Source organism: Nostoc sp. (genome assembly GCF_036917775.1).
Lineage (GTDB): Bacteria > Cyanobacteriota > Cyanobacteriia > Cyanobacteriales > Nostocaceae > Nostoc.
In genome coordinates this window covers 76,305-97,880 of sequence record NZ_JBALEQ010000091.1, presented here as the reverse complement: position 1 = coordinate 97,880, position 21,576 = coordinate 76,305, and the positions used below count along the sequence as shown (strand labels likewise).

At 40.5% G+C, this 21,576-nt stretch carries 18 protein-coding genes; 5 read left to right on the top strand and 13 right to left on the bottom strand.

Features of this window, described 5'->3' with window-relative positions; genetic code table 11:
- Positions 1–422: 422 nt before the first annotated feature.
- Together V7K69_RS17865 and V7K69_RS17860 are read right to left on the bottom strand one after the other, a co-directional pair.
- The gene (locus V7K69_RS17865) at positions 423–722 is read right to left on the bottom strand and encodes a WGxxGxxG family protein (RefSeq protein ID WP_335036639.1); all 300 of its coding nucleotides are present in this window, start codon (positions 720–722) and stop codon (positions 423–425) included.
- A gap of 327 nt (positions 723–1,049) precedes the next feature.
- The gene (locus V7K69_RS17860) at positions 1,050–3,113 is read right to left on the bottom strand and encodes a serine/threonine-protein kinase (RefSeq protein ID WP_335036637.1); all 2,064 of its coding nucleotides are present in this window, start codon (positions 3,111–3,113) and stop codon (positions 1,050–1,052) included.
- 495 nt (positions 3,114–3,608) lie between these two features.
- Between V7K69_RS17860 and V7K69_RS17855 the strand changes: the two genes are divergently transcribed.
- Positions 3,609–6,638: a UPF0182 family protein gene (locus V7K69_RS17855; protein ID WP_335036635.1), complete on the top strand. Its 3,030-nt coding sequence runs from the start codon at positions 3,609–3,611 to the stop codon at positions 6,636–6,638.
- A gap of 109 nt (positions 6,639–6,747) precedes the next feature.
- A complete protein-coding gene (locus tag V7K69_RS17850; protein ID WP_335036633.1) occupies positions 6,748–6,930 on the top strand; it encodes a hypothetical protein in 183 nt (60 codons plus the stop codon).
- A 57-nt stretch (positions 6,931–6,987) separates the two neighbouring features.
- Here the strand turns inward: V7K69_RS17850 and V7K69_RS17845 are convergent, their stop codons facing one another.
- The 7 genes from V7K69_RS17845 to V7K69_RS17815 all read right to left on the bottom strand — a co-directional run bounded on the left by V7K69_RS17845 (position 6,988) and on the right by V7K69_RS17815 (position 13,577).
- Entirely contained in the window at positions 6,988–7,455 is a 468-nt protein-coding gene (locus tag V7K69_RS17845; RefSeq protein ID WP_335036631.1) for a hypothetical protein, read from the bottom strand.
- A gap of 104 nt (positions 7,456–7,559) precedes the next feature.
- Entirely contained in the window at positions 7,560–7,862 is a 303-nt protein-coding gene (locus V7K69_RS17840; protein WP_335036629.1) for a hypothetical protein, read from the bottom strand.
- A gap of 221 nt (positions 7,863–8,083) precedes the next feature.
- Entirely contained in the window at positions 8,084–9,487 is a 1,404-nt protein-coding gene (locus V7K69_RS17835; protein WP_335036627.1) for a glycoside hydrolase 100 family protein, read from the bottom strand.
- Positions 9,488–9,549: 62 nt separating this feature from the next.
- The gene (locus V7K69_RS17830) at positions 9,550–10,359 is read right to left on the bottom strand and encodes a glucose 1-dehydrogenase (protein WP_335036625.1); all 810 of its coding nucleotides are present in this window, start codon (positions 10,357–10,359) and stop codon (positions 9,550–9,552) included.
- A 252-nt stretch (positions 10,360–10,611) separates the two neighbouring features.
- Positions 10,612–11,271 carry a class I SAM-dependent methyltransferase gene (locus V7K69_RS17825; protein WP_335036623.1) on the bottom strand — a complete coding sequence of 220 codons (660 nt, stop codon included), beginning with the start codon at positions 11,269–11,271 and terminating at the stop codon, positions 10,612–10,614.
- 104 nt (positions 11,272–11,375) lie between these two features.
- Positions 11,376–12,734: an APC family permease gene (locus tag V7K69_RS17820; RefSeq protein ID WP_335036620.1), complete on the bottom strand. Its 1,359-nt coding sequence runs from the start codon at positions 12,732–12,734 to the stop codon at positions 11,376–11,378.
- A 414-nt stretch (positions 12,735–13,148) separates the two neighbouring features.
- Positions 13,149–13,577 (bottom strand): hypothetical protein, encoded by a 429-nt coding sequence (locus V7K69_RS17815; protein WP_335036618.1) that lies wholly within the window; start codon positions 13,575–13,577, stop codon positions 13,149–13,151.
- 998 nt (positions 13,578–14,575) lie between these two features.
- Here V7K69_RS17815 and V7K69_RS17810 point away from each other — a divergent pair.
- Complete coding sequence (locus V7K69_RS17810; RefSeq protein ID WP_335036616.1) at positions 14,576–15,217, top strand: hypothetical protein; 642 nt, start codon at positions 14,576–14,578, stop codon at positions 15,215–15,217.
- Positions 15,218–15,601: 384 nt separating this feature from the next.
- On the top strand, positions 15,602–16,879 hold the full coding sequence (locus V7K69_RS17805) for a hypothetical protein (protein ID WP_335036614.1): 1,278 nt from the start codon (positions 15,602–15,604) through the stop codon (positions 16,877–16,879).
- A 150-nt stretch (positions 16,880–17,029) separates the two neighbouring features.
- Here the strand turns inward: V7K69_RS17805 and V7K69_RS17800 are convergent, their stop codons facing one another.
- On the bottom strand, positions 17,030–17,809 hold the full coding sequence (locus V7K69_RS17800) for a superoxide dismutase (RefSeq protein ID WP_335036612.1): 780 nt from the start codon (positions 17,807–17,809) through the stop codon (positions 17,030–17,032).
- A gap of 675 nt (positions 17,810–18,484) precedes the next feature.
- On the opposite strand from V7K69_RS17800, the gene V7K69_RS17795 reads away from it, so the two are divergent.
- The gene (locus tag V7K69_RS17795) at positions 18,485–18,874 is read left to right on the top strand and encodes a hypothetical protein (RefSeq protein WP_335036610.1); all 390 of its coding nucleotides are present in this window, start codon (positions 18,485–18,487) and stop codon (positions 18,872–18,874) included.
- A gap of 74 nt (positions 18,875–18,948) precedes the next feature.
- Here V7K69_RS17795 and V7K69_RS17790 read toward each other — a convergent pair whose 3' ends face one another.
- The 3 genes from V7K69_RS17790 to V7K69_RS17780 form a co-directional block, all read right to left on the bottom strand.
- Complete coding sequence (locus V7K69_RS17790) at positions 18,949–19,512, bottom strand: 3'-5' exonuclease (RefSeq protein ID WP_335036608.1); 564 nt, start codon at positions 19,510–19,512, stop codon at positions 18,949–18,951.
- A gap of 211 nt (positions 19,513–19,723) precedes the next feature.
- A complete protein-coding gene (locus V7K69_RS17785) occupies positions 19,724–20,185 on the bottom strand; it encodes a hypothetical protein (RefSeq protein ID WP_335036675.1) in 462 nt (153 codons plus the stop codon).
- A gap of 121 nt (positions 20,186–20,306) precedes the next feature.
- A complete protein-coding gene (locus V7K69_RS17780; RefSeq protein ID WP_335036607.1) occupies positions 20,307–21,572 on the bottom strand; it encodes a hybrid sensor histidine kinase/response regulator in 1,266 nt (421 codons plus the stop codon).
- Between the last annotated feature and the right edge of the window lie 4 nt (positions 21,573–21,576).

Here is a 21,576-nt window from a genome sequence, read left to right as displayed (position 1 = left end):
TATTTATATAAAACAGGAGTCAGAATTCAGAATGGGCTTCGCCCCGCTACGCTAAAAAAATGCAGAATACTCTACCCATAAAGGGATAGAGTTTAAAGCAAGAATATTTTAGTTTTTTTCGCTTGACTACGGGCGAAAGCGCGTAGCGGGACGAAGTACGGTTTTAACCAATATTCAGACGCTCTCTACGAGACGCTACAAGCGTAGTTTGCTTTCCCGTAGGGGTACGCAGGTTATGCTTGCCGCCGACGCTAGCATCTACTCGTACAGAATTCAATTCTGTTAGCGGATAGCTAAGGTTTAGCCCATTCTGACTCCTGAGTTCTGAATTCTTCTTATAAACATATAAATAAAGCCTGCTGATGCAGGCTTTACCCATAATAATTTTTAAGAATTACGCAAAATTAGAATGCAACTTATTATTAATAGTTAGAACGGGAGCCAGGGGTACCTACCACATTAGGATCACGATAAGCTACATTATCATCAGCTTTGCGGTTCTTGCGACCCAATAAACCAAATAAACCGAGCAAGCCCAACAAACCCCAATCCCCATCTCGGTAATTTCTGTCAGTAGCAGTGTTATCAGTAGTAGTAGTAGTAGTAGTACCATCAGACGTGCTTGTTGTCTGAGCAGAAGCGGGCAAAACTGTGGGCAAAGTAGCCAAACTTAAAGCTAGAACAGTACTTCCTAGAATTTTGGAGACATTAAAGCGTTTCACGATCACATTCCTCAATTGAATTGCTGCAAGTAATAGTTAAAGCATATTAAGTTTTGACAACGCCAGCATCAATCTTTAGCTGCAAATATAAATCAGCTTAAAGTTGCATTTGTGATCGATTAAATAAACATTTTGGTATAGATTATATTAGCGAGCCGATTAAATTAGGTAATAATGAAGTCAACGATCGCATTAAAAACAGCTCGATTACAGAAGGTCTACTGAATAAATAAATATGGGATGATTTTATAAATTTTCCGTTGTCCTTGTATATGAAAGCTTTCATGGCAAAAGTTGTATTGCGTTATCTAGCAATTGCTACACTTTTCAGTGAATCGGCTGCCAAATCTTGAGAATGTTTTCACCACTCCCACCACCGGCAATAGTTTCTCCATCGGGGCTGATGGCGATCGCATAAATATATCCAGAACCTGTATCTAAAGTGCGAATTTCCTTACCTGTTAAAGGATTCCACAGTTTAATTGTCTTGTCACTACTACCACTCACAAGGGTAAGGCCATTTTGAGTCCCACTGGGCAAAAAGGCAACAGAATTAACTTTATCTTTATGTCCCTTTAAAGTGCGGATTTCCTTACCTGTATTTAGATTCCACAATTTAATTGTTTTGTCTTTACTGCCACTGGCAAGGGTGACACCATCAGGTGCAAAAGCGACTGAAAGAATCGACTCTGCATTTCCTTTTAAAGTGCGGATTTCCTTTCCTGTATTTAGATTCCACAATTTAATTGTCTTATCCCAGCTACCACTAGCTAAGGTTTTGCCATCAGGACTAAAAGCCACAGATGGAACACCATCAGTATGTCCATCTAAAGTGCGGATTAACTTTCCTGTTTCCAGATTCCACAGTTTGATTTTTATATCTTTACTAGCAGTACCACTGGCAAGAGTTTTGCCATCAGGACTGAAAGCTACAGAAGTAACTCCGTCGGTATTTCCCTCTAAGGTGCGGACTAACTTTCCTGTTTCCACATTCCACAGTTTGATTGTCTTGTCTGCACTACCACTGGCAAGGGTTTTACTATCAGGACTGAAGGCTATAGTCCAAATCCAATTGGAATGTCCTTCTAAAGTGTGGATTTCCTCTCCACTAGCCAGATTCCATAGCTTGACTGTCTTATCATCACTAGCACTACCAAGGGTTGTGCCATCAGGACTGAAAGCTACAGAATTCACATCGCTGGAATGCCCCTTGAAGGCTTTGGGTAGAAAATCGCTTTTTGGGGGCGCAGAAATAGGCAAAGAACTAGGCGGAGAATTAGACGGAGAATATTCGCTCATTGTATGGGGGCGAGTCTGGAAATACCAAACTCCCCCCAATCCCAATACCAAAATGCTAGAAATTAACAGCAGTTGACTTTTTAATGTCTTATTTAGTTTTGGTGAAACTGACCTTTTCTTCGCTGGAGTAGATGCAAATGTTGGTGTAAGTAGAGTAACGGGCAGTGATGAAAATGATGATAGCCCAGGTGTCAAGTCAGCGATAACTTCATCAGCCGATTGGTAACGCTTTTGGATATCTAGTTGCAACAGCTTATCCAAAACTTCACCCAACTCTATAGACACAGAAACCCCATCCCTACCTGGACTGATTAAATATTGTCGCCAAGACCCAACCCAACTATAGCCTTGTTGTATCCACAGTTGAGATGGACGAACCCCAGTCAGTAGATGAAAACAAGTCGCCCCCAAACTGAATAAATCACTGGCTGGGTAAGCTTTGCCATCTTGCATCTGTTCAAGTGCAGTGTAACCGTGTGAGCCAATAACAGTACCCATTTTAGTCTGCACTGTTGCTGTCAGCTGCTTAGAGGCTCCAAAATCGATTAGTACTAATCGCCCGTCACTTTGACGACGAATAATATTTTGTGGTTTGATATCCCGATGAATCACTCCGCGCACATGGATAAACTTGAGTACGGGCAGTAAATCTAGCAAAAATTCCCGAATCTCTGTTTCACTATAGTTTCCGTGCCTTTCCCATTCCTTAAGCAAGTTTTGCCCATCGATAAATTGCTGCACTAAAAACAGATAGCCATTTTGCTCAAAATAAGCCAATAAAGTTGGAATTTGTGGATGTTCGGCGAGTTCTTGTAGTCGGCTTGCTTCTTGTTTAAATAGTTCAATGGCCTTTGTTAGTGGCCCAGTTCCCTGAAGTTTTGGGGCAAATTGCTTAACAACACAGCATTCATTCAGCTTGTGTACATCTTCTGCCAAATAGGTTCTACCAAATCCGCCCTCATCTGACAACACCTGAGTGGGACGATAGCGACCTCCCAGGAGGGGTATTAATTCTGCTCTACAACTATGGCAATAGTTATTTTTATCAGGATTTAGGGGTTTTTGGCAATCGGGATTCACACAACAGAGCATACTGGGAATCCATTTGAATGGGAGTATATATTCATCTTAAGTCATGCAGTATTATCTCTGTTCTTAGTTAATCTCCCTGAGAACCTATACATATCCCTAATTTCCTTACCTCATCAGGTATTGAAGAATTTAAATAATTTGAAAAAAGTTGTGCTTAAGCGATACCTTTTGAAGAATTTATTTGCACAAAATGAACAATAATATAATACTTACGCATTGATAGGAAATACCAAATATGGATGATTTTAAAAATCACATTTGTCGTCAGGGCAATCGGTAAGGTTCTAAGAATAAGTTGCAGATGGTGTTATTTACGCCTATACACAACATGATTCTTTTGTAAAGTACGTAAATTAAACTTTGACTTTCGGATATAAATTTTAAGGTGTTGCTGAATTCAGCTATCGTAGAAAGTAGTAATAATTTTTGGGAAAGCATCAAATACCTTCGTTGATGCGGTAAGTTTGGCTTTGCAGATAGTTTGGCTGCCAAGGAATGATCTGGAAATGGGGCTTTAGACTATTAATTTTATTCTTGGGGCTGGGGCTACTCTTGGATCTTGGTTGCCGCATAGGAGCAGATATTTTTTGGTTTCAGGAAGTCGGCTACCTCCAAGTATTTCTGTTAAGGGTTGTGACTCGTGGTGTTTTGTGGGTAGTGGTGGCTGGGGTAACTGCTGTCTATCTACTGCTAAATCTGGGTTTGGCACAACGGCTCAAATATTCCCAGTCTCTGAAGATTGAGGAAGTTAGGCGTGAGGAAGCAAAACTCACAAGTGAATTAACAAATTTTCTCAGCCCTCATTATTCAAGACGCGACGAAAGCCGGATACTTACAGCGCAACGCTTTAAAAAATTGAGATTGCGCGGGTTATTACCTCTAACCCTGATATTGAGCTTGTTGATCGGGTTAATGCTGGCTCACTATGGTCAAATTGCTCTTGCTTACTGGCATTTTCCAGTTAATCAGGGTATTTTACCCATTCCTGACCTATTTCGACTAGAGACAATCTGGCAACTCTTGAGGCAGATTTTCTCTCAAGTTTGGTATCTCGGTTTAATTGGGGGAGTTGCGATCGCAATCTTAATCTATCCCCAATTTTTACTCACTGCGATCGCGGTTATACTCAGCCCCATTTTTGCATTCATCCTATTCCAACACTGGCCAAAGGTGCTGCAATATTTCCACCCCACCCCTTTCAACAGCACCGACCCTTTATTTGGTCGAGATATCAGCTTTTACATATTTTGTTTACCCCTTTGGGAACTGCTAGAACTCTGGCTGATGGGATTATGTTTCTATGGTTTCGTCGCCGTTACCCTTACTTATCTCTTGTCGGCGGATAGTTTAAGTCAGGGGATTTTTCCTGGTTTTTCGCCCCAGCAGCAGCGTCATTTATTCGGTATGGGTGGTTTATTGATGTTGGTAGTGGCTTTGAGTTATTGGCAAAGTCGCTATGAACTCGTGTATTCTAGCCGTGGTGTAAGTTATGGGGCCAGCTATACAGATGTGACAGCCCAGTTGCCAGCTTATACCTTTTTATGTGTTGTAGCAGTAGCGATCGCCTTTTACCTACTTTGGCGAACGTTTTTCTGGAAACCCAAATCTCGGTATCGTTCCTTGGTATTTTACGGGTTGGGGATTTATTTAATATTAGTTGTCGCGGCTGACGTTGTTCTACCTACGGTAGTGCAATATTTAATTGTCCAACCTAATGAGTTGCAGCGAGAGCAACCCTATATTCAACGGACTATCGCCTTGACTCGTCAAGCGTTCGATTTAGAAGCGATCGATTCTAGAGGTTTCAACCCTCAAGGAACACTGACTGAAGCTGATATTCAAAATAATGACTTGACAATTCGGAATATCCGCCTTTGGGATCAGCGACCACTGTTAGAAACTAACCGACAACTGCAACAAATTCGGCCATATTATCGGTTCCCCGATGCCGATATTGATCGGTATACTCTAAAAACAGATGTAACTTCACGCCGACCATCAGCGCCCCAAAACACGCCAGAACCTAAGCAGAAAGCGGATGAAGTAACAGAACGGCGGCAGGTACTGATTGCTGCACGAGAATTAGACTACACTGGCGTACCACAGGAAGCTCAAACATGGGTTAACCGTCATTTAATTTATACCCACGGTTTTGGGTTTACTGTTAGCCCAGTTAATACAGTTGGGCCGGGCGGTCTACCAGAATATTTTGTCAAAGATATTAGTGGTAATAGTAGCGCCCTCACAACTTCCAGTCCAGCCATTCGAGAAAGTATTCCAATTGGGCAACCCCGAATCTATTACGGTGAAATAGACAATACCTACGTAATGACTGGCACAAGAGTTAGAGAGCTAGATTACCCTAGTGGTAGTGATAATGTTTACACCTCTTACGAGGGTCTAGGTGGCATTGAAATCGGTTCAGCATGGCGACGGTGGTTATTTGCCACGCATTTGAAAGATTGGCAGATGGTGCTGACGCAGGACTTTTTACCAGAAACAAAATTGCTACTGCGGCGAAATGTCAAGCAAAGAATTCAAGCGATCGCACCTTTTTTGAAATTTGACAGCGATCCCTATTTAGTCGCTGCTGCTGCTAATGAAGATTTCCCCAGTAATCCCAGTTATCTTTACTGGATTATTGATGCCTACACGACCAGCGATCGCTATCCTTACTCAGACACCGGCAGCGATGGCATCAACTATATTCGTAATTCTATCAAAGTAGTAGTTGATGCCTACAACGGCAGTGTGAATTTTTATATTGCCGATCAGAGCGATCCTATCATTGCCACTTGGTCGGGGATATTTCCCCAAATGTTTAAACCGCTCAGTAAAATGCCTGTTAATCTCCGCAGTCATACCCGCTATCCGGTGGACTTTTTCAAAATTCAATCTGAGCGGTTGATGACCTATCACATGACCGATCCCCAGGTATTTTACAATCGGGAAGACCAGTGGCAGATTCCTAATGAAATTTATGGCAGTGAACCCCGTCCAGTAGAGCCATACTATTTGATTACTAGTCTACCCACTGCACCTGTTGTTGGCGCAGCCTCTCGTACAGAAGAGTTTATTCTGTTTCTACCCTATACTCCTAGACAACGGACTAATTTAATCGCTTGGTTAGCGGCGCGATCAGATGGAGTTAATTACGGCAAGTTATTGTTATATACTTTTCCCAAAGAAAGGCTGGTCTACGGTACAGAGCAAATCGAGGCGCGGATTAACCAAGACCCGGTAATTTCTCAGCAAATTTCCCTGTGGAATCGCCAAGGATCGAAAGCCATTCAAGGCAATCTATTAGTAATTCCCATTGAGCAATCACTGCTTTATGTTGAGCCAATCTATCTAGAAGCCACACAGAATAGTCTACCAACTCTGGTGCGGGTAGTTGTGGCTTACGAAAACCGGATTGTTATGGCCCAAACCTTAGAACAAGCCTTACAGGGAATTTTTAAACCAGAAGTTACACCACCCCCTGCAATTATCCGTCCCTTTGAAGAAGCAGCCCCTCCTGGTTAAAGGATTCTAAAATACATAGCAGGTGACAAAGAGAGATCGCCATTAACAAAATTTATTGCAACAGACATAGTTTAATGGTTCAACATAATGTAATAGACACTAAAAGTTAATGGACATGCTACAAAATAACCAACTAGAGATCCGCCACATTAGTCCTGAAGTGAGGCAGTTGATTAAAATGTACGCGGATGTTAATAACTGTACGCAGTCTGAAATGTTAGAACGGATTATTTTGGAGTGGGACGACCAACAAAGCAAGAGCGAACGACCGCCAGGAGACGAAGATGAATAGCTTTCTGCTACAATTTTTAGTCTACTTGTAGCGATCGCCTTTGATTAATTTGGCTCTCTAGCTCAAGAAAAATTTTTCAGAGATTGGGTCTTTTTTGAGGGATTGAATAAAATCCCTCAAATTCATCATGCTGCCCGTTAAGGTGAATTTGGGAGTACCATTTGGAGCAACGATTCTCACTTCGCCGTCTTGGATCTGAATCTTATTTTTAATGCTATCCCATAGAGTATCAAAACTCTCATCATCCTTGCAACCATTGGCTTCAAGGAATCTTTGGTGTACTTCTGTTTTTAATGCGAGTGCTTCTGCTGCTTGAGTCCGCGCCTCAAAGTGCTTAACTACATCTTCATAAGTACTTTCCCTGAGAGTTTTGTTTTCAGCCTGAACTTGCTCTAACTGAGTTTTTATGGTTTGCAGTTGGGACGCTAAAGCGGCTGATTTCTGATATTCAAGTTTTAAGGCTTGCTTTGCATTGGCTAACAAGGTTTTATAATCTAGCTGATCTTGATTTTTTTCAGATTGCATTTTTATCTCTCGATCAACAGATTTTAGGTGAAAAACCCTCGTCAGTTATATTACAAAAACTGGCGAGAGTTTAGTAAATATTATGTGGGTTATCTAAGTATTAGTTATTTCACCAATAATGGTGTTTCAGAGGCAGGATTTTCCTGAATACTACTCAAACAAGAACTAATGTGCAAGCGGATAGCACGTTCATAAACACTAGTTTGCTGAGTACGTACCCCTACAGCCTGGTATATTAAGCTAACTTCTGGGAATTCAGACCAATACATCAAAAAAATGTCTTTAGCTGGAGTAATAATTTCATAATTATTCTCTTGTCTTTTTTTTCTGAGTTTACAATTATTTAGTTGTAATTTTTGTCTGAATAGTTGTTCAAATTCTGAAATTAAATCTGAAGTAGTTTTCATGTGTTATACACGTTAAAACGTGTTAAGGATGCAAAGACTATCTGATGATATTACTAAGTATGACACTTCAGATACCTCTTACAATATAGTGTATCAGTTATCGAGTATTTGGGAATTTGAGGTTACTTTTCCGTTCTCATGATTAAATCAGAGGTCTAGGGACTAGAGGGGACTGGGAAAATAGTTAGTAGAGACACCCTGATAATGACTCCGCTAAATACCTACAGGCTACAGCCTGGGACTTCAAGACCCTCTGCAAAACTGATTAATTCCAAATACTCTGGATTTTCTACAAACTTTTTAGCAGCCAGTAATCCAGCAATACTCCAAGTTTGATAAATTCTGGCTTCTTTGCCAATTAAACGGCCATTGTTGCCATCGTAGTATTCAGGAAATTTATCCTTCAATAAACGCCTTTCGGCAATAGCGATCGCTGCTTGAGCAAGTTCTGTTCGACCTGCTTTTAGTGCCGCACCAGTAAATAACCACAGCAAAACTGGCCAGTTACCGCCGTTGTGATAAGACCAAGCCCTGTTTTTAGAGTCACATCCTGTAACAATTCTCCACTCTAAACCATCCATTGCGGGAAAGCAAATTTTAACAGGCATATAGCCGATCAAGTCTTGCCAACGTTGGGCGAATAAATTCATGATGCTTTGAGATTCTTTTTCACTGGCTAAGGAAGTTAAAATTGCCATCAGATTTCCCAGAGCAAAAAAGCGAAAATCAATCCGTCCCGGCCCCAGATTTCCCGCTAAATATCCTCCCGTTTCTGGCAACCACTCGGTCAACCAACCAGGAATTGATTCTGAGTTGATGTTGAATTTATTAACAATTTCTTTACCAAATTCGTTATCTTTGTAACGATAGATTTCCCCCAATCGCTTCAGGTCTAGCCAATAATAGTTGCGGATATGATATTTCAAAGATCCCAATCGCCTATTGACTTTGCTAAGGTAGCTATCGCCATCCCCATCTGGTAAAAGTAATTCAGTAGCAGCCCTGAGAGACGCATAGAATAACACTTGAATTTCTAGAGGATGTTCGTAGACTCCCATACGACGGTCAATCATAAACGCGCCATCGGGAACTAACATTGTTGGGTACATGGAAAACCGATGTACCAAGCAAAGATCCAAAATTAGTTTGATTCCGGCTTGAAAATCTGGCTGACGCGCTAATGACAAATCGCCTGTAGCTTTTTCATAAGCTCGTAGCAAGAGAATCCACCACATACAAGAATCAATTGGGGGAACACGAGCGATCGCCAGTTCACCAAAATCAGCGACCAAAAATTCTTCATTCCCATTAGAATGTACTTTGAAACTGGCAGGCATTAATCCCGCTCCCGGTTCAAAGCAGTCTATCTGCTTTTCATGACTTTGTAATTTCAGTGTTTCTACTAAGAAGTTACGCACAATCTCTGGTTTCCCATACATGAGAAACACCAAGGCAGAAGGGACAAAATCGCGGAGAAAGCACTGGTCATAATTGAGTGCATCTGCCTCTGGATCGTGAGCGGCTACAGTACCAATGGGTTTTCCCTGGTAATAAATTATCGACTCTTCCAATAATTCCCAGGCTTCTGCTTCCATCTGACTGTTCTTATCGATCGTACTAGTCATGGGCGTTTAATTCCACTAATGGTATGTATCGGCTTAATTGTGGAAAGTGCGCCAGCCTAACCTCAAGCTGACCAAGATTCTCGGAAGTCAGCATATAGAGTCAATCCACCATCTACAAATAGCGTTTGTCCGGTGATGTAGGCGGCTTCATCCGAAGCTAAAAAAGCTGCTGCGGCTGCCATTTCCTCTGAAGAGCCGGCACGTCCCATTGGGATGTGACTTTCCACAATCGCCTTTTTTTCGGGGTTATCTATCCAGTCTTGATTTATTGGTGTAATTGTTGCTCCGGGGGCAATGGCGTTGACACGAATACCTTGGCTTGCATATTCCAATGCTAAAGTTTTGGTCAGGTTTTCCATACCGCCTTTGCTAATGGAATAACTGATATACATCGGTCGCGGAATAATTTCGTGAACGCTGGAAATATTAATAATCACCCCCGAACGATTTAGAGAGAGGAGGTGTTTAATAGTTTCACGGGCGCAGAGATAAGCACCCCGGAGATTGACTGCAATTACTTGGTCAAAGTCTGCTGTTGTAACTTCGTGGGATGGACTTTCTATTTGAATCCCAGCATTGTTAATTAGAATATCTAAACTGCCAAATTCCTTTACTACGGTGTTGACCATCTCGATAATGTCTGATTCTTGGGAGACATCACCCTGAAGCAGTAGTGACTTCACACCACAATTTTCGATATTTCCGCAGGCTTTTTGCAATGCCATTTCTTCTGTGTCTACCGCCGCTTCTGGGCTTTTGCGGTAATTGATGGCGATGTTGCACCCTTCTTCGGCGAGTCTGATTGCGATCGCCTGACCAATTCCTGAAGTTGCACCTGTAATTAAAGCATTCTTTCCCTTTAACCCTATCATATTTTCTGACCTTACTTGAATTTGAACTTAGTCAAACAATTTGGAATTTTAGATTATTCTTTTAAATATCTAAAATTGTTTTGTCAACCCCCAATGGAGGTAATTTAAAGTTAAAAAATTTGAATCTCTAAAATCAATTCTCAAAAATCAGGCTACAGATCCAAGAGATGGAAACTCAACTTGAATCTGATGCCTCTGAGATTACGAATTACGTTAGCGAGTCTGCGAGCGTCATTACGAATTAGTTAGTTCCTATCGCAAATTCGCTGGTACTTGTTCAGGAACTACCCAGTAATAAATAGTTTTTCCCTCTACATTTAGAGTCTGCTGTGGTTTCCAATCGCCCATATCGAAGGCGTGGGAGACAATGCGACTACCAGGTTTGAGTTCTTTCAACAGCTTCGGACGAAGTTTAGCATTAACCTCTGGCAGTAAGTAAAGTGTAACTACTGTTGCTTCACTAAAATCAGTGGTGAACAAGTCTTGTTGCACAAACTTGACGCGATCGGTTACTCCTGCTTTTTGAGCATTATCATTAGCTTCTTTAATGCGTTCAGGGTTAATATCTATGCCAACACCACGCGTACCAAACTTTTGTGCCGCAGTGTTGACAATTCTTCCGTCACCACTACCAAGGTCATAAAGCACATCATTCTTACCCACTTTTGCCACTTGCAACATTGCATCTACTACTGGTTGTGGTGTAGGTACATAAGGAACATCGCCGGGGCGTTCTTGTGGTTGAGTTGTAGGAGTTGTTGCAGATGGTGTTTCAGTTTCGGTTTGACCCGTTAAGGTAGAAGGTTGTATCCCAGCTTCCAAATCTTGCTGTGTTGGAGTACACCCAGCAATTCCCAAACTGCTGATACTGACGCTTGTAACCAGTAAAACGAGAATTTTTTTGAAGTTCATAAATTTTTTCCTTGATTCAATAGTTGTAGTTAGTAAAACAACTCACATGAGGTTTAGGTTGCGCTGGAAGCGCACCAAAGTGCGACCCAAAATCCAAAATTGTATTAAGTCCTACCTTGGCGATAGTTATTCCAGAACAACAGGGGGATACCTGCTGCGACAACTAAAACACCTGCAATTGCTCCCACGCCTGTATAAACCAAGCTGGAATAAAGCAAGTAACCGCAGACTGCACAAAAGAGCAATGGTGTAAAAGGATAAAATGGCACACGGAATGGTCGTGCTATGTGGGGTTCACGGATTCGCAATACCAGCAGGGATATGCCAGAAAGTAAGAAGAAGAACCAAAATATTGGGGCGGTGTAATCCACCATTGTTTGAAAGCCTTTGCGGGTGAGCGTGCCTAAAAAAACCAGTGCTAAAGCGATCGCTGCTTGCAAGAATAAGGCATAGGTGGGACTACTTGGACGTTGTTTCCAGTGTCCCATAAAACCAAATAACGAAAAATCCTGTCCCAGTGCGTAGTTAGTACGCGCTCCGGTAAAGATTGTGGCGTTGGTTGCTCCTAAAGTAGCGATCGCAATCAATACACTAATGAATAAGGCTCCCGGTGCGCCCCAAAGAGAGCGCATTAAATCTGCGGCTACTGCATCCGACTGGGCCATGTTTGCTAATCCTAGTCCCCGTAGGTAAGCCAGATTGATTAGCAAATAAATGGCTGTGATGATCCCAATACTCCACATTAGCGATCGCACAATGTTGCGTCGTCCATCTTGAATTTCTGCGGAGATGTAAGCCGCTTCATTCCAACCGCCGTAAGACAACAACACAAACACCATCGCTAATCCCCAGGTTCCTGATGATGCAGATTCTACAGGGAGGGCAGAATTAGGAATGGCGGTAAGCCCAAGAATCACTACCAGCAACAAACCCAGAACTTTTGCTGCACTTAATAAGTTTTGCGTCCACTTCCCCTGCTGCAAACCGACGATGTTCAAAGCAGTTAAAAGTGCGATCGCGATCGCTGCATAAATAGAAGACGAAAACGTTCCTAGCCGCCATATCTGAGAAACATAATCGCCAAAAACAAATGCCAACAGAGCAATAGAACCAGTTTGAATTACTGTCATCCGCGCCCAGGCAAATAAAAAGGCAACTCCCCGCCCGAATGCACGTTTCAAATAATAGTAAGTACCACCAACATCGGGATAGACAGTTGCCAACTCTGCATAGCACAGCGCTCCTACCAGAGATACTACACCGCCAATTAGCCAAAAAAGCAGTACAGCAATATTACTACCTGCTTGATTTGCCACTAGAGCCGGGGTTTCAAAAATCCCCGCCCCGATGACAATACCAACAATCAGAGCGACTGCATCTGGTAATGTCAGCGATGGTTTGGGTGTTGCTACTTCAGTTGTTGCTGTCTGCTGAAGCAAACTGTAGTCTTTACGTCTACTCACGTCACTTCCTTACTAGTGTTGAGTGGGAACTCTCCGCTTTGTTTCATCTTTTTTTGCACTGTTTTACCTATATCTCTATGGTTAAAAACAAATGTGACTCAAAAATGACAATCATCAGTGAGATATCTTCAAGCGGCAATATCCATCTCGCCACATTCAGATCAATGTACCTATAGCGATCGCTTCAATTTACTCTTAGAGGTTGTTTGAAAAGTGGTTAGCTGTGATTTTAGGCACTTATTGATCCCCCCTAACTCCCTTTAAAAAGATGGGAACCAGAATCAAAGTCCCCCTTTTTAAGGGGAGCCACTGCGTTGGGCGGCTTTGCCGACTTGAAGCACGTGGCGTGGATTTAGGGGGATCTAAAACGTTTTGCTACCAAGAAAAGAACTTTTCAAACATCCTCTTAATTTTTTAGTATCTACTACTGGGAAAAAGTAGAATATCGATTAATTCACCTATAACCAAACCTAATACTGCTATGACTGTTAAAATCCAAAATGAATCTAGCTTGTTAAAGCCAGAAAAGCGCATTTCCAAATCAGCTAAAAGTGTAGTTGCTAAAGGTATGAGAAAAAGCCTTAATAATAGCGACCAAGTTGCTACAAAAGCAATTGATATACTTAAAAATAATATGACAGCTAAAGTTTGAGATCCAAATTCAACTAAACGCTCTAACCAAGAAGTACTCTTTCGCACAATAACTATAACCATAGCAGCAACAAAAGCTCCCACTAACCAAACAATATGATTAGCAGCAAGATACCATCCCAGGAGAGTGTAAGCTAGCCATAGTAATACTAAAGGCATAAAAGGAATCCTGTTAAAAAATTCCACATTCATACTGTCAAGGCTTGTAAAAATACCAAGTTAATATCCTAATTGTAGTCAAGGATACGCTTTTTTTATCCTCTTGATGTATTGGTGAGGGGTGCAATTGCTGTGGGAATCAGAATTAATTATCTAGACTTGATATGATGCGTAGTTTGTTTACCGCCGCAGGCATCGCTTCTAGCTTAAAGTTTAGATAATCAAGCTTATCCAGCAATAAGAATATCTTGATATACGTATGCCTTTTAAATGAAGGTTACATTTAAGACAAAAAATGACTAATCTCAGAACAACAGTACTATTTTTTAAAAATACTAACGATATATAAGTAAATGGACTTTGACTCTCAGCTATTTGCCATGAAATTTCATAGAGAGGTAGTTACGATTCACTGTGTACAACTTTGATAACTGTCCACAATACAGTTGCGTGTCTCAAGCTCATGGTAATATTATTTTACTGTCAGGAGATATTATTTATACATCAACTTACGACCATGCTGAAACAGCTAGTCAGGCGTGCTACATCCAAAAAACAAAAAGTTATTCAATCCAGCAAGGAAATCACCAAAAGCATCAATGTGCAAAGCACAGAGCTTTTGAAACTCTACTTATATAAGATACTAAAGAGCTAAAAAAGCCCTTTTTTAGGAATCATGATAGCCAGCGAAGAAGGCATAAAAACCTCTTAGCATCGGCAAAAATTTAGACGACAGTAAATATAAAAGTGTTGACGCAATGTCAAGGGTTTTTTGTATACATAAAAGTAACAGAAAGCACGTTTTTTGTTACCAATAAAACATTAAGATTGTGTCTTTTATTTAGATACTGATTATCTTTGTGCTTAGTTACCTAATATATAAAATTCCTATTTGACTGGTGAAAACTTAAGCGACCTCGATCAAATGAGGCAAACACTTAAATTTAACAAATGGTTTAGGACTGCTAAATCAATCCTGATTTAGTAACGACTTGACTATTGACAGCGTAAGTAAAAGTAACAGGTAAAACATGAATATCATTGTTCGTTTAATTGGAGCGATCGCTCTCCAAGTGTCTGTATTGGCTGCAATGTCTAACATGGCAATGTCTGCTGACAAGCCCCTACGCCTCCGTATTCAGGAGGCTGCTGCTGTGTCTCAGCGGAAAACAACACAGAGAATTTGCTCTTTAGATCCCATTGAAGATTTACTACCTCCACCACAGACTAAGGCAAATAATTCTTTGCTTTCTTACCTTGCTGAACAAGGTTTTACCCAAAATAAAGAGGGTTCTTGGGTCTGTTATGCGAACGATCCGAAAAAAGAAGGGCGTTACTTTACTCTCTTTAAGGTTAAACAAGTTGATAACAGGCTCATAGCAAGTTCTTTTCTAGATGAAGGTAGTTTGATTGAGGGGCAAGAAAATCGTAGCTTGAACTTCTTTATGATGCTGATCGAGCATCATCTGAACACGACTCAAGAGAACCGCAAAGGTATACGTAGATATTTAGAAGCCTTCGTTTCCTTAGTAAAGCAAGGGAAGATCAAACCTACACGTCGTGCGTTTCTTTTCGATCAACCAAATCGGGGAATGGTCTTATATCACACACTCTCATCAGGAAATCTCAAAGGTACCGGAATCACGATCAACATTTATTTACCTAAGAGTTAAATTCGGGAGTGGGGATTGCTGGAATGGCACTAAGAAAAGCTGAAACCTCCTTGCTGGCAGGGTGTGGGAGGTGTGGGAGGATGGGGAGGCAATGCAGCATTTGTTGATATGCAGTTATTCAATTTCTCCTCTTTCTCCCCACACTTCCCATACTCCCCACACTTCCCACACTCCCCACACTCCCCACACTCCCCACACTCAAAATCTTGTTATATCAGGGTCTTGCGATTAACAAGCGTGCCATTCGGTATTGGTGACTGAGGGTTGGGGACTGGAGATTGGCGAGAAGAACCAATACCGAATTCCCAGCCCAATTAAATTGCTGTCGTTTACTGGAGGTGCATCTTGCCTAAATCAATTTTTCAAAGAATTGCAATATCGAAAGTGGTTCGTTTTGCAACGATCGCATTCTCATCTCTCGCAGTAGGACTTACTACATCTCAGTCTGCTTTTGCACAACTCAATATTGGACGCTATGGTATCCAACAAGGATTGGAGTCTGAGTATCTCCAGTACCAAATCAATAACCAGAATTTGAACCAGATGCGAGTCATTCCTGGATGTAATGTGGGATTTGGTCTGACCTGCAATAAAACTGGATCGGTAATCCAACGATTGGTGGAATTAAATGGTGGGAGTACTTATCAAAACCTCCTGATTCGAGCAGCCGGTGGGGAGAAAAATTTCCAGAATTTCGCTAGGTTTTACGGTAACAATCCTAATCTCTCTGCGGTGCCTTTCGCCTCTTTTTGGAGAAACGAATCCCCCGCAATCATGGATAGCTCTCAATACCTTCTTGGACAACATTTTGGTCGCAATCCAGTAGAAGGACTCGGATTAGTAACAAACCAGTTCTACTGGTCTCCATATTCAGGAGGCAATAACTCGGTCAGCCTCCGTGATGGACTACTAGACTTGAAATTCTCATACGGACGACTGCTGTTTGAAGAAGCCTCAAAAATTTCCAACATTAAGGAGCAAATTCAATCTTTAGGTCTGTCGCCAGAGATGACGAATTTTTATATAAATAAAATCTCTACAGGCTTAAATGCGTTGAATTCTGGGGATTCAAACCAACTCGAAAAGAGAGTTTTTGAGCTACTATCCTACCCCTACTCCGAAGATGGTGGGGAACTCGGACGACCTAACAACGCGATTCCAGAAGAATTTAATCAGCTTTTGGGAGAAGATATCCCAGGAGATATGTTGGTCAGTGACAGTCCAGTACCGTTGGATGGAGAAACAGTAGCCTTTGATATCCCTGACTCAGAGGGAGAAGTCGTCGTAGCAGACAGCCCTGATTCCTTTCCACTCTGGCCACTAGGAATTGGAGCGCTTGTTATAGCGATGATTCTATTGATGGATAGCGATAGTTCTTCAGGTCAATCATCTGTTCCTCCAGAAAATACACTTATACCTACACCTACGCCTCCACCTACACCTTTGTCTCTCACCAGCAAAGGCGAATGCGATCTGACTCCTAGTGGTAGTGGCTCCGATCACACACAGATAATTGAGATTCCGTGTAATGTTACTCCTAAACCCCCTACGGAAGTGAAGAAGGTAGTGGAGCCATCAATGATCAAAGCGCTTGTATTGCTAATTGTTCTACTATACATAGTTCGTTCTAAACATCGGTCTTTAAAAATCCGTAATTCATAATTAGACATCTGTAAAAAAGAATGTATAGGGGTAGCAGTGCTATGAATAAAGCTACCTCTAGAGGTAGCTTTATAAGATTTCTATAAGCGGTTTGATATCCTTGAGGTATTGCTAACGTGGTTGTTGTGATGAAAGCTGCGTTAGCGAAGCTTACCGAAGGTATCGCCTGTTAATCTGCGGCCAATTCACAACATTCCACCAATTATTCAAATACTCAGCCCGACGGTTGCGATATTTAAGGTAATAAGCGTGTTCCCATAGATCGTTACCCATAATCGGATAGAAACCATCCATAATTGGGTTATCCTGATTTGCTGTAGTAACAATCTGGAGTTGATTTTGAGGATTGCGTACTAGCCAAACCCAACCACTACCAAAGCGAGCAGCACCTGCTGCGTTAAACTGTTTTTTAAAGGCATCAAAACTGCCAAAAGTTTGGTTAATTTCTTGAGCGATCGCTCCCGTTGGTTGTCCACCACTGTCGGGACTCATCAGTTGCCAGAAAATCGTGTGGTTGAGATGACCACCACCGTTATTACGTACCTTTGTCCGAATAGCTTCAGGTACGCTGTTTAAATCCACTAATAAAGCTTCAACACTTCTTTTTTGCAAATCCGGGTACTGCTTTAGTGCATCATTTAAGTTCTTGACGTAGCTAGCGTGGTGTGCATCATGATGCAATTTCATCGTTTCAGCATCAATAGCTTTTCCTAATGCCCCATAAGCATAAGGCAATGGTGGTAGCTGTGCAGGGAAAGCGCTCAGTGCCCTATTAGGATAAGCTACAGGGGGAAATGACCTAGCAGGTGTTGGTGTTGGTGTAGAAGATTGTGCCTCAGCTATTAGTACTGGTTGATGAGAAATTAGCAGAATTGCCAGCACAATTATTGTGAAGAAAAAAACTATTTTTTTCCGCAAAAATCCTATCATAAATTGTAGCCTCAAAATCAATATTATTGGCTTGCAATCTGATGAGAGACTATTCTTTGATAGCCCACTTAACCCAGATACATATATTACTTTATCAGGTAATTAGAGCAAAAAATTATCAAAATAATAGAATTAATCACTACAAGTCTGTGGGGCTATTTAACACACCCAAAAATCTCCATCAGCGAAAATTCTCTAATAAATAAATTTCTAATACAACCATCATTGCATTCAAGATTTTTATAAAAAAATAACTGGAAAGTGATACAGCTTTTAATGTCTAGAAAATTTTCAGAATACTTTTATATCTACTTTAACATATAAATATCCAGTTATAAGTCAGTTCTCTAATTTCTTCCCTTGGGTATATAACTTAAAATAACAAGCAAAACTCTTGGCAGATATAGGCAAAGTCTTATTTTGCTAAACCTATAATTAAACCATTGTAAACATTAAAATATGTGCTGCTGACAGTTGTGTAGTGATTGTTAGTTAATTAAAATACACATCAAACAATCTAATCCATAAATACCCTTATTGTTCAAAGTTTTTGGATATCTACATATCTAGTATGAACAAATATGGATAGTTTTTAAGTTTGTTATAGTTCTAAGCTTCTATTTACTGACTATCAAAAATCAAGTTAGTAAACACATACAGGAAAAGGTAAATAATATGTATCACGATCTAATTTTGCAAAAGATTGTATTAGCCAATAGTAATTTACATCAAGAAAACTTGAGTGAAGTAAGAAATGAACAAGCACAAACCCATGAATTAAACATCCCCGATCTAGCCGTATCCTTATCTCCTATTGGGTTTCTAATTGGCTGGGTAGCTTTTTTTCTAATATTGCAAAAAATCCGGGCATTTTTAGATGATAAAATGGTCATTTCTATTAACGGGTTACACAAGCTTCCCTGTAAAAACTGTCAATTTTATTCAAATAATCATTATCTAAAATGTGCAGTCAATCCTTCTATTGTTCTTACCGGAGAAGCCATGAATTGTTCTGAATACTCACCCAATAACAAAAAAGGTTCCTCCAAAAATCCTTTTGACTAGAAATAATTTTGTATTAACAATCTCCGTAATCTACCGCAACACTTTAAGATGGTATGTTACGAATTTTCTATTATTTAGTTTATTTTCGTGCTTTCAATCTGTCTGTAGATAGATGCAATGTTGTGAGCATCGTCAATGCCACGATGATGTGTACCTTTCAATTCTATCCCTAGCTCATTGAGAGCTTGTGCCATACCAAATTTTTTAGATACGCCAAGATATTCTGAAAATTTCTCTTTGATATTTATGTGTTCTGAAGTAAAAGGATAAGGAAAATTATGAAACGCGCAATCTTGAATAAATTGCTTTTTGTCGTAATTACCCCAAGAACAAAAAATATGATTGGGAAATGAATAAATCCATTCTTTGAATCGAGAAATTGCCTCAATGAATTTTGGTGCTTCATCAACATCTTGCTGCCGAATACTAGTCAGTTCGGTACAAAAATCTGTCAGTTGTGGATGTCTCACAGGTTGGATGAATTGCTGAAACTCAGAATCAATTTCCCATGTTGCTCGATTGAGCATCACAGCACCGATTTCAATGATTTCCATTTCGTGACGAGGAATAGTCTTCTTGTCACAGCACGTCGCCTCCAGATCGACTATCAAATAATAGTGGGATATTTTAGTTTGCATATTAGGGAAGAAATCCTGGGAACTAATATTAGTAACTATTTATACTTGTTTCTGTAAACTGACACAATATATTACACAAGTAGTGCTTGTATACTAATTGTATTAAGTATACTACAAAAGCGTAATACTTCCAGCTTTTTATCTATTTGCGCCACAACCCCTTGTAGGATTTCACATCTATATGCGACTACTATACTTAGAGAAAGGAAATTTAGATTGATGAAAAAGGTTTAATCCAACGGAGTTTAATCGCAAGATCAAGAGCGATCGCAGCAAACGCAAACCACAATAAACTTTCTGCCGCTAATACCAAAAAAGACCAAATTGTGATATCTGAATTCAACCCCAGCTCTATCTGAGTCAATCCCCGCACCAAACCAAAGGCCAGCACCCCACCAGCTTTAAGTTGGGGATTTTTATCTGAGCGGATGATATAGCGGTAAGTGACACCAAATAGTAAGCCACTAAAAGTTGCGATGCCGCAACTGACGGCAAGCTTCGCTAATGCACCACTCACCCACAAGTGCCAGTTAATATCACTGTGCAGACTTGCAAGGTTCTGAAAATACTTCGCTAGTACAAAAGTATTCAAAAGACTGAGAAATACAAAAGCAAAACACACAGAGAAACCTCCCAGTATTCCAGCTTTGAGGGATTCTATGCGTTCTGCCATTAATTGAGGATCTAAAATTGGCTTCACTCTATATAGAAATTAGTGATTAGATATTGGAGAAATTTTTCCTTGTCTCCAGTATGATAAATGCTAAAGCAGCTTTGTAATTAATTAAATGCTTCTATTCTATGGGAATTTTGATGATAAATTCGGTTCCCTTACCTAGTTGAGAATTTACATCTAATACACCTTTGTGTTTTTCTACAACTATTTCATAAGCGATCGACAAGCCAAGTCCAGTGCCTTTACCAACAGTTTTTGTGGTAAACAACGGCTCAAATAAGCGTTGTTTAAGCCGTTCAGGAATACCAATTCCGTTATCAGCAATCCGAATTATAACCAATTGTTCAGAATCTATTTCTGTGACAATTTTAATCTCAGGAATTAGATGACTTATTTTGCCTTGCATTATAGCTTCATCAAGGGCATCAATTGCATTTGCCAGAATGTTCATAAATACTTGATTCATTTGCCCTAAATAGCAGTTTACCTCTGGTAATAATCCATAACTTTTAATAACTTCAATAGCGGGACGCTCGCCGTTAGCTTTGAGGCGGTGTTGCAAAATCATTAGTGTACTATCTAGTCCTTGGTGCAAATCAGCAGGTATTTTTGTATCACTATCCGAGCGAGAGAAGTTGCGAAGTGAATTGGAAAGATCCTGAATTCGTTCACTTCCTAGCTGAAGTGAGTTTAAAATTTTTACCATATCTTCGAGAACGAAGTTCAGATCCAATTTTTCAATTGCAGTGGTAATTTTAGCTGTTGGGTTGGGATACTCTTGTTCATACAGTAGGAGCAACTCGGTTACTCCTGCAATGTATTCTTCTAAGGGTGGAATATTACTAGAGATAAAATTGATAGGGTTGTTGATTTCATGGCCAATACCAGCGATTAACTCTCCGAGTGTTGATAGTTTTTCTTGCTGTACGAGTTGGACTTGAGCTTGTTGCAAAGCCTTGGTGCGATCGCTAACTTGTTGTTCTAAAGATTCAGTCAATTTTTTGAGTTGCAAATGTACGCGTACTCTAGCAATGACTTCCTCTTGGGCAAACGGTTTAGGGATGTAATCTACTGCGCCAAGAGAAAATCCCTTCGTTTTGCTTTCCGTATCCGCTAAGGCGGTAGTGAAAATAATTGGAATGTTTTGGGTGGCAGGATTGGCTTTGAGACGACGACAAGTTTCAAATCCATCAATACCCGGCATTTGTACATCCAGCAAAATCAACTCTGGCTGATTGCGTTCAGCCTGAGCGATCGCAGTTTCTCCATCCACTGCAACACGAAAACGAAAACCCTCACTATTGAGTGCTGCACACAGGACAGATAAATTTGTGGGATTATCATCCACAATTAAAATAAATCCGTTATTTAGAAGTTTGATCATGATG

Excerpts from the sequence above, each read along its gene's own strand:
- V7K69_RS17860 (WP_335036637.1), bottom strand. The coding sequence starts at position 3,113 with ATGCTCTGTTGTGTGAATCCCGATTGCCAAAAACCCCTAAATCCTGAT.
- V7K69_RS17825 (WP_335036623.1), bottom strand. The coding sequence starts at position 11,271 with ATGAACTTCAAAAAAATTCTCGTTTTACTGGTTACAAGCGTCAGTATC.
- V7K69_RS17840 (WP_335036629.1), bottom strand. The coding sequence starts at position 7,862 with ATGAAAACTACTTCAGATTTAATTTCAGAATTTGAACAACTATTCAGA.
- V7K69_RS17780 (WP_335036607.1), bottom strand. The coding sequence starts at position 21,572 with ATGATCAAACTTCTAAATAACGGATTTATTTTAATTGTGGATGATAAT.
- V7K69_RS17815 (WP_335036618.1), bottom strand. The coding sequence starts at position 13,577 with ATGAATGTGGAATTTTTTAACAGGATTCCTTTTATGCCTTTAGTATTA.
- V7K69_RS17795 (WP_335036610.1), top strand. The coding sequence starts at position 18,485 with ATGTATCACGATCTAATTTTGCAAAAGATTGTATTAGCCAATAGTAAT.
- V7K69_RS17835 (WP_335036627.1), bottom strand. The coding sequence starts at position 9,487 with ATGACTAGTACGATCGATAAGAACAGTCAGATGGAAGCAGAAGCCTGG.
- V7K69_RS17785 (WP_335036675.1), bottom strand. The coding sequence starts at position 20,185 with ATGGCAGAACGCATAGAATCCCTCAAAGCTGGAATACTGGGAGGTTTC.
- V7K69_RS17850 (WP_335036633.1), top strand. The coding sequence starts at position 6,748 with ATGGACATGCTACAAAATAACCAACTAGAGATCCGCCACATTAGTCCT.
- V7K69_RS17800 (WP_335036612.1), bottom strand. The coding sequence starts at position 17,809 with ATGATAGGATTTTTGCGGAAAAAAATAGTTTTTTTCTTCACAATAATT.
- V7K69_RS17855 (WP_335036635.1), top strand. The coding sequence starts at position 3,609 with ATGATCTGGAAATGGGGCTTTAGACTATTAATTTTATTCTTGGGGCTG.
- V7K69_RS17845 (WP_335036631.1), bottom strand. The coding sequence starts at position 7,455 with ATGCAATCTGAAAAAAATCAAGATCAGCTAGATTATAAAACCTTGTTA.
- V7K69_RS17830 (WP_335036625.1), bottom strand. The coding sequence starts at position 10,359 with ATGATAGGGTTAAAGGGAAAGAATGCTTTAATTACAGGTGCAACTTCA.
- V7K69_RS17810 (WP_335036616.1), top strand. The coding sequence starts at position 14,576 with ATGAATATCATTGTTCGTTTAATTGGAGCGATCGCTCTCCAAGTGTCT.
- V7K69_RS17790 (WP_335036608.1), bottom strand. The coding sequence starts at position 19,512 with ATGCAAACTAAAATATCCCACTATTATTTGATAGTCGATCTGGAGGCG.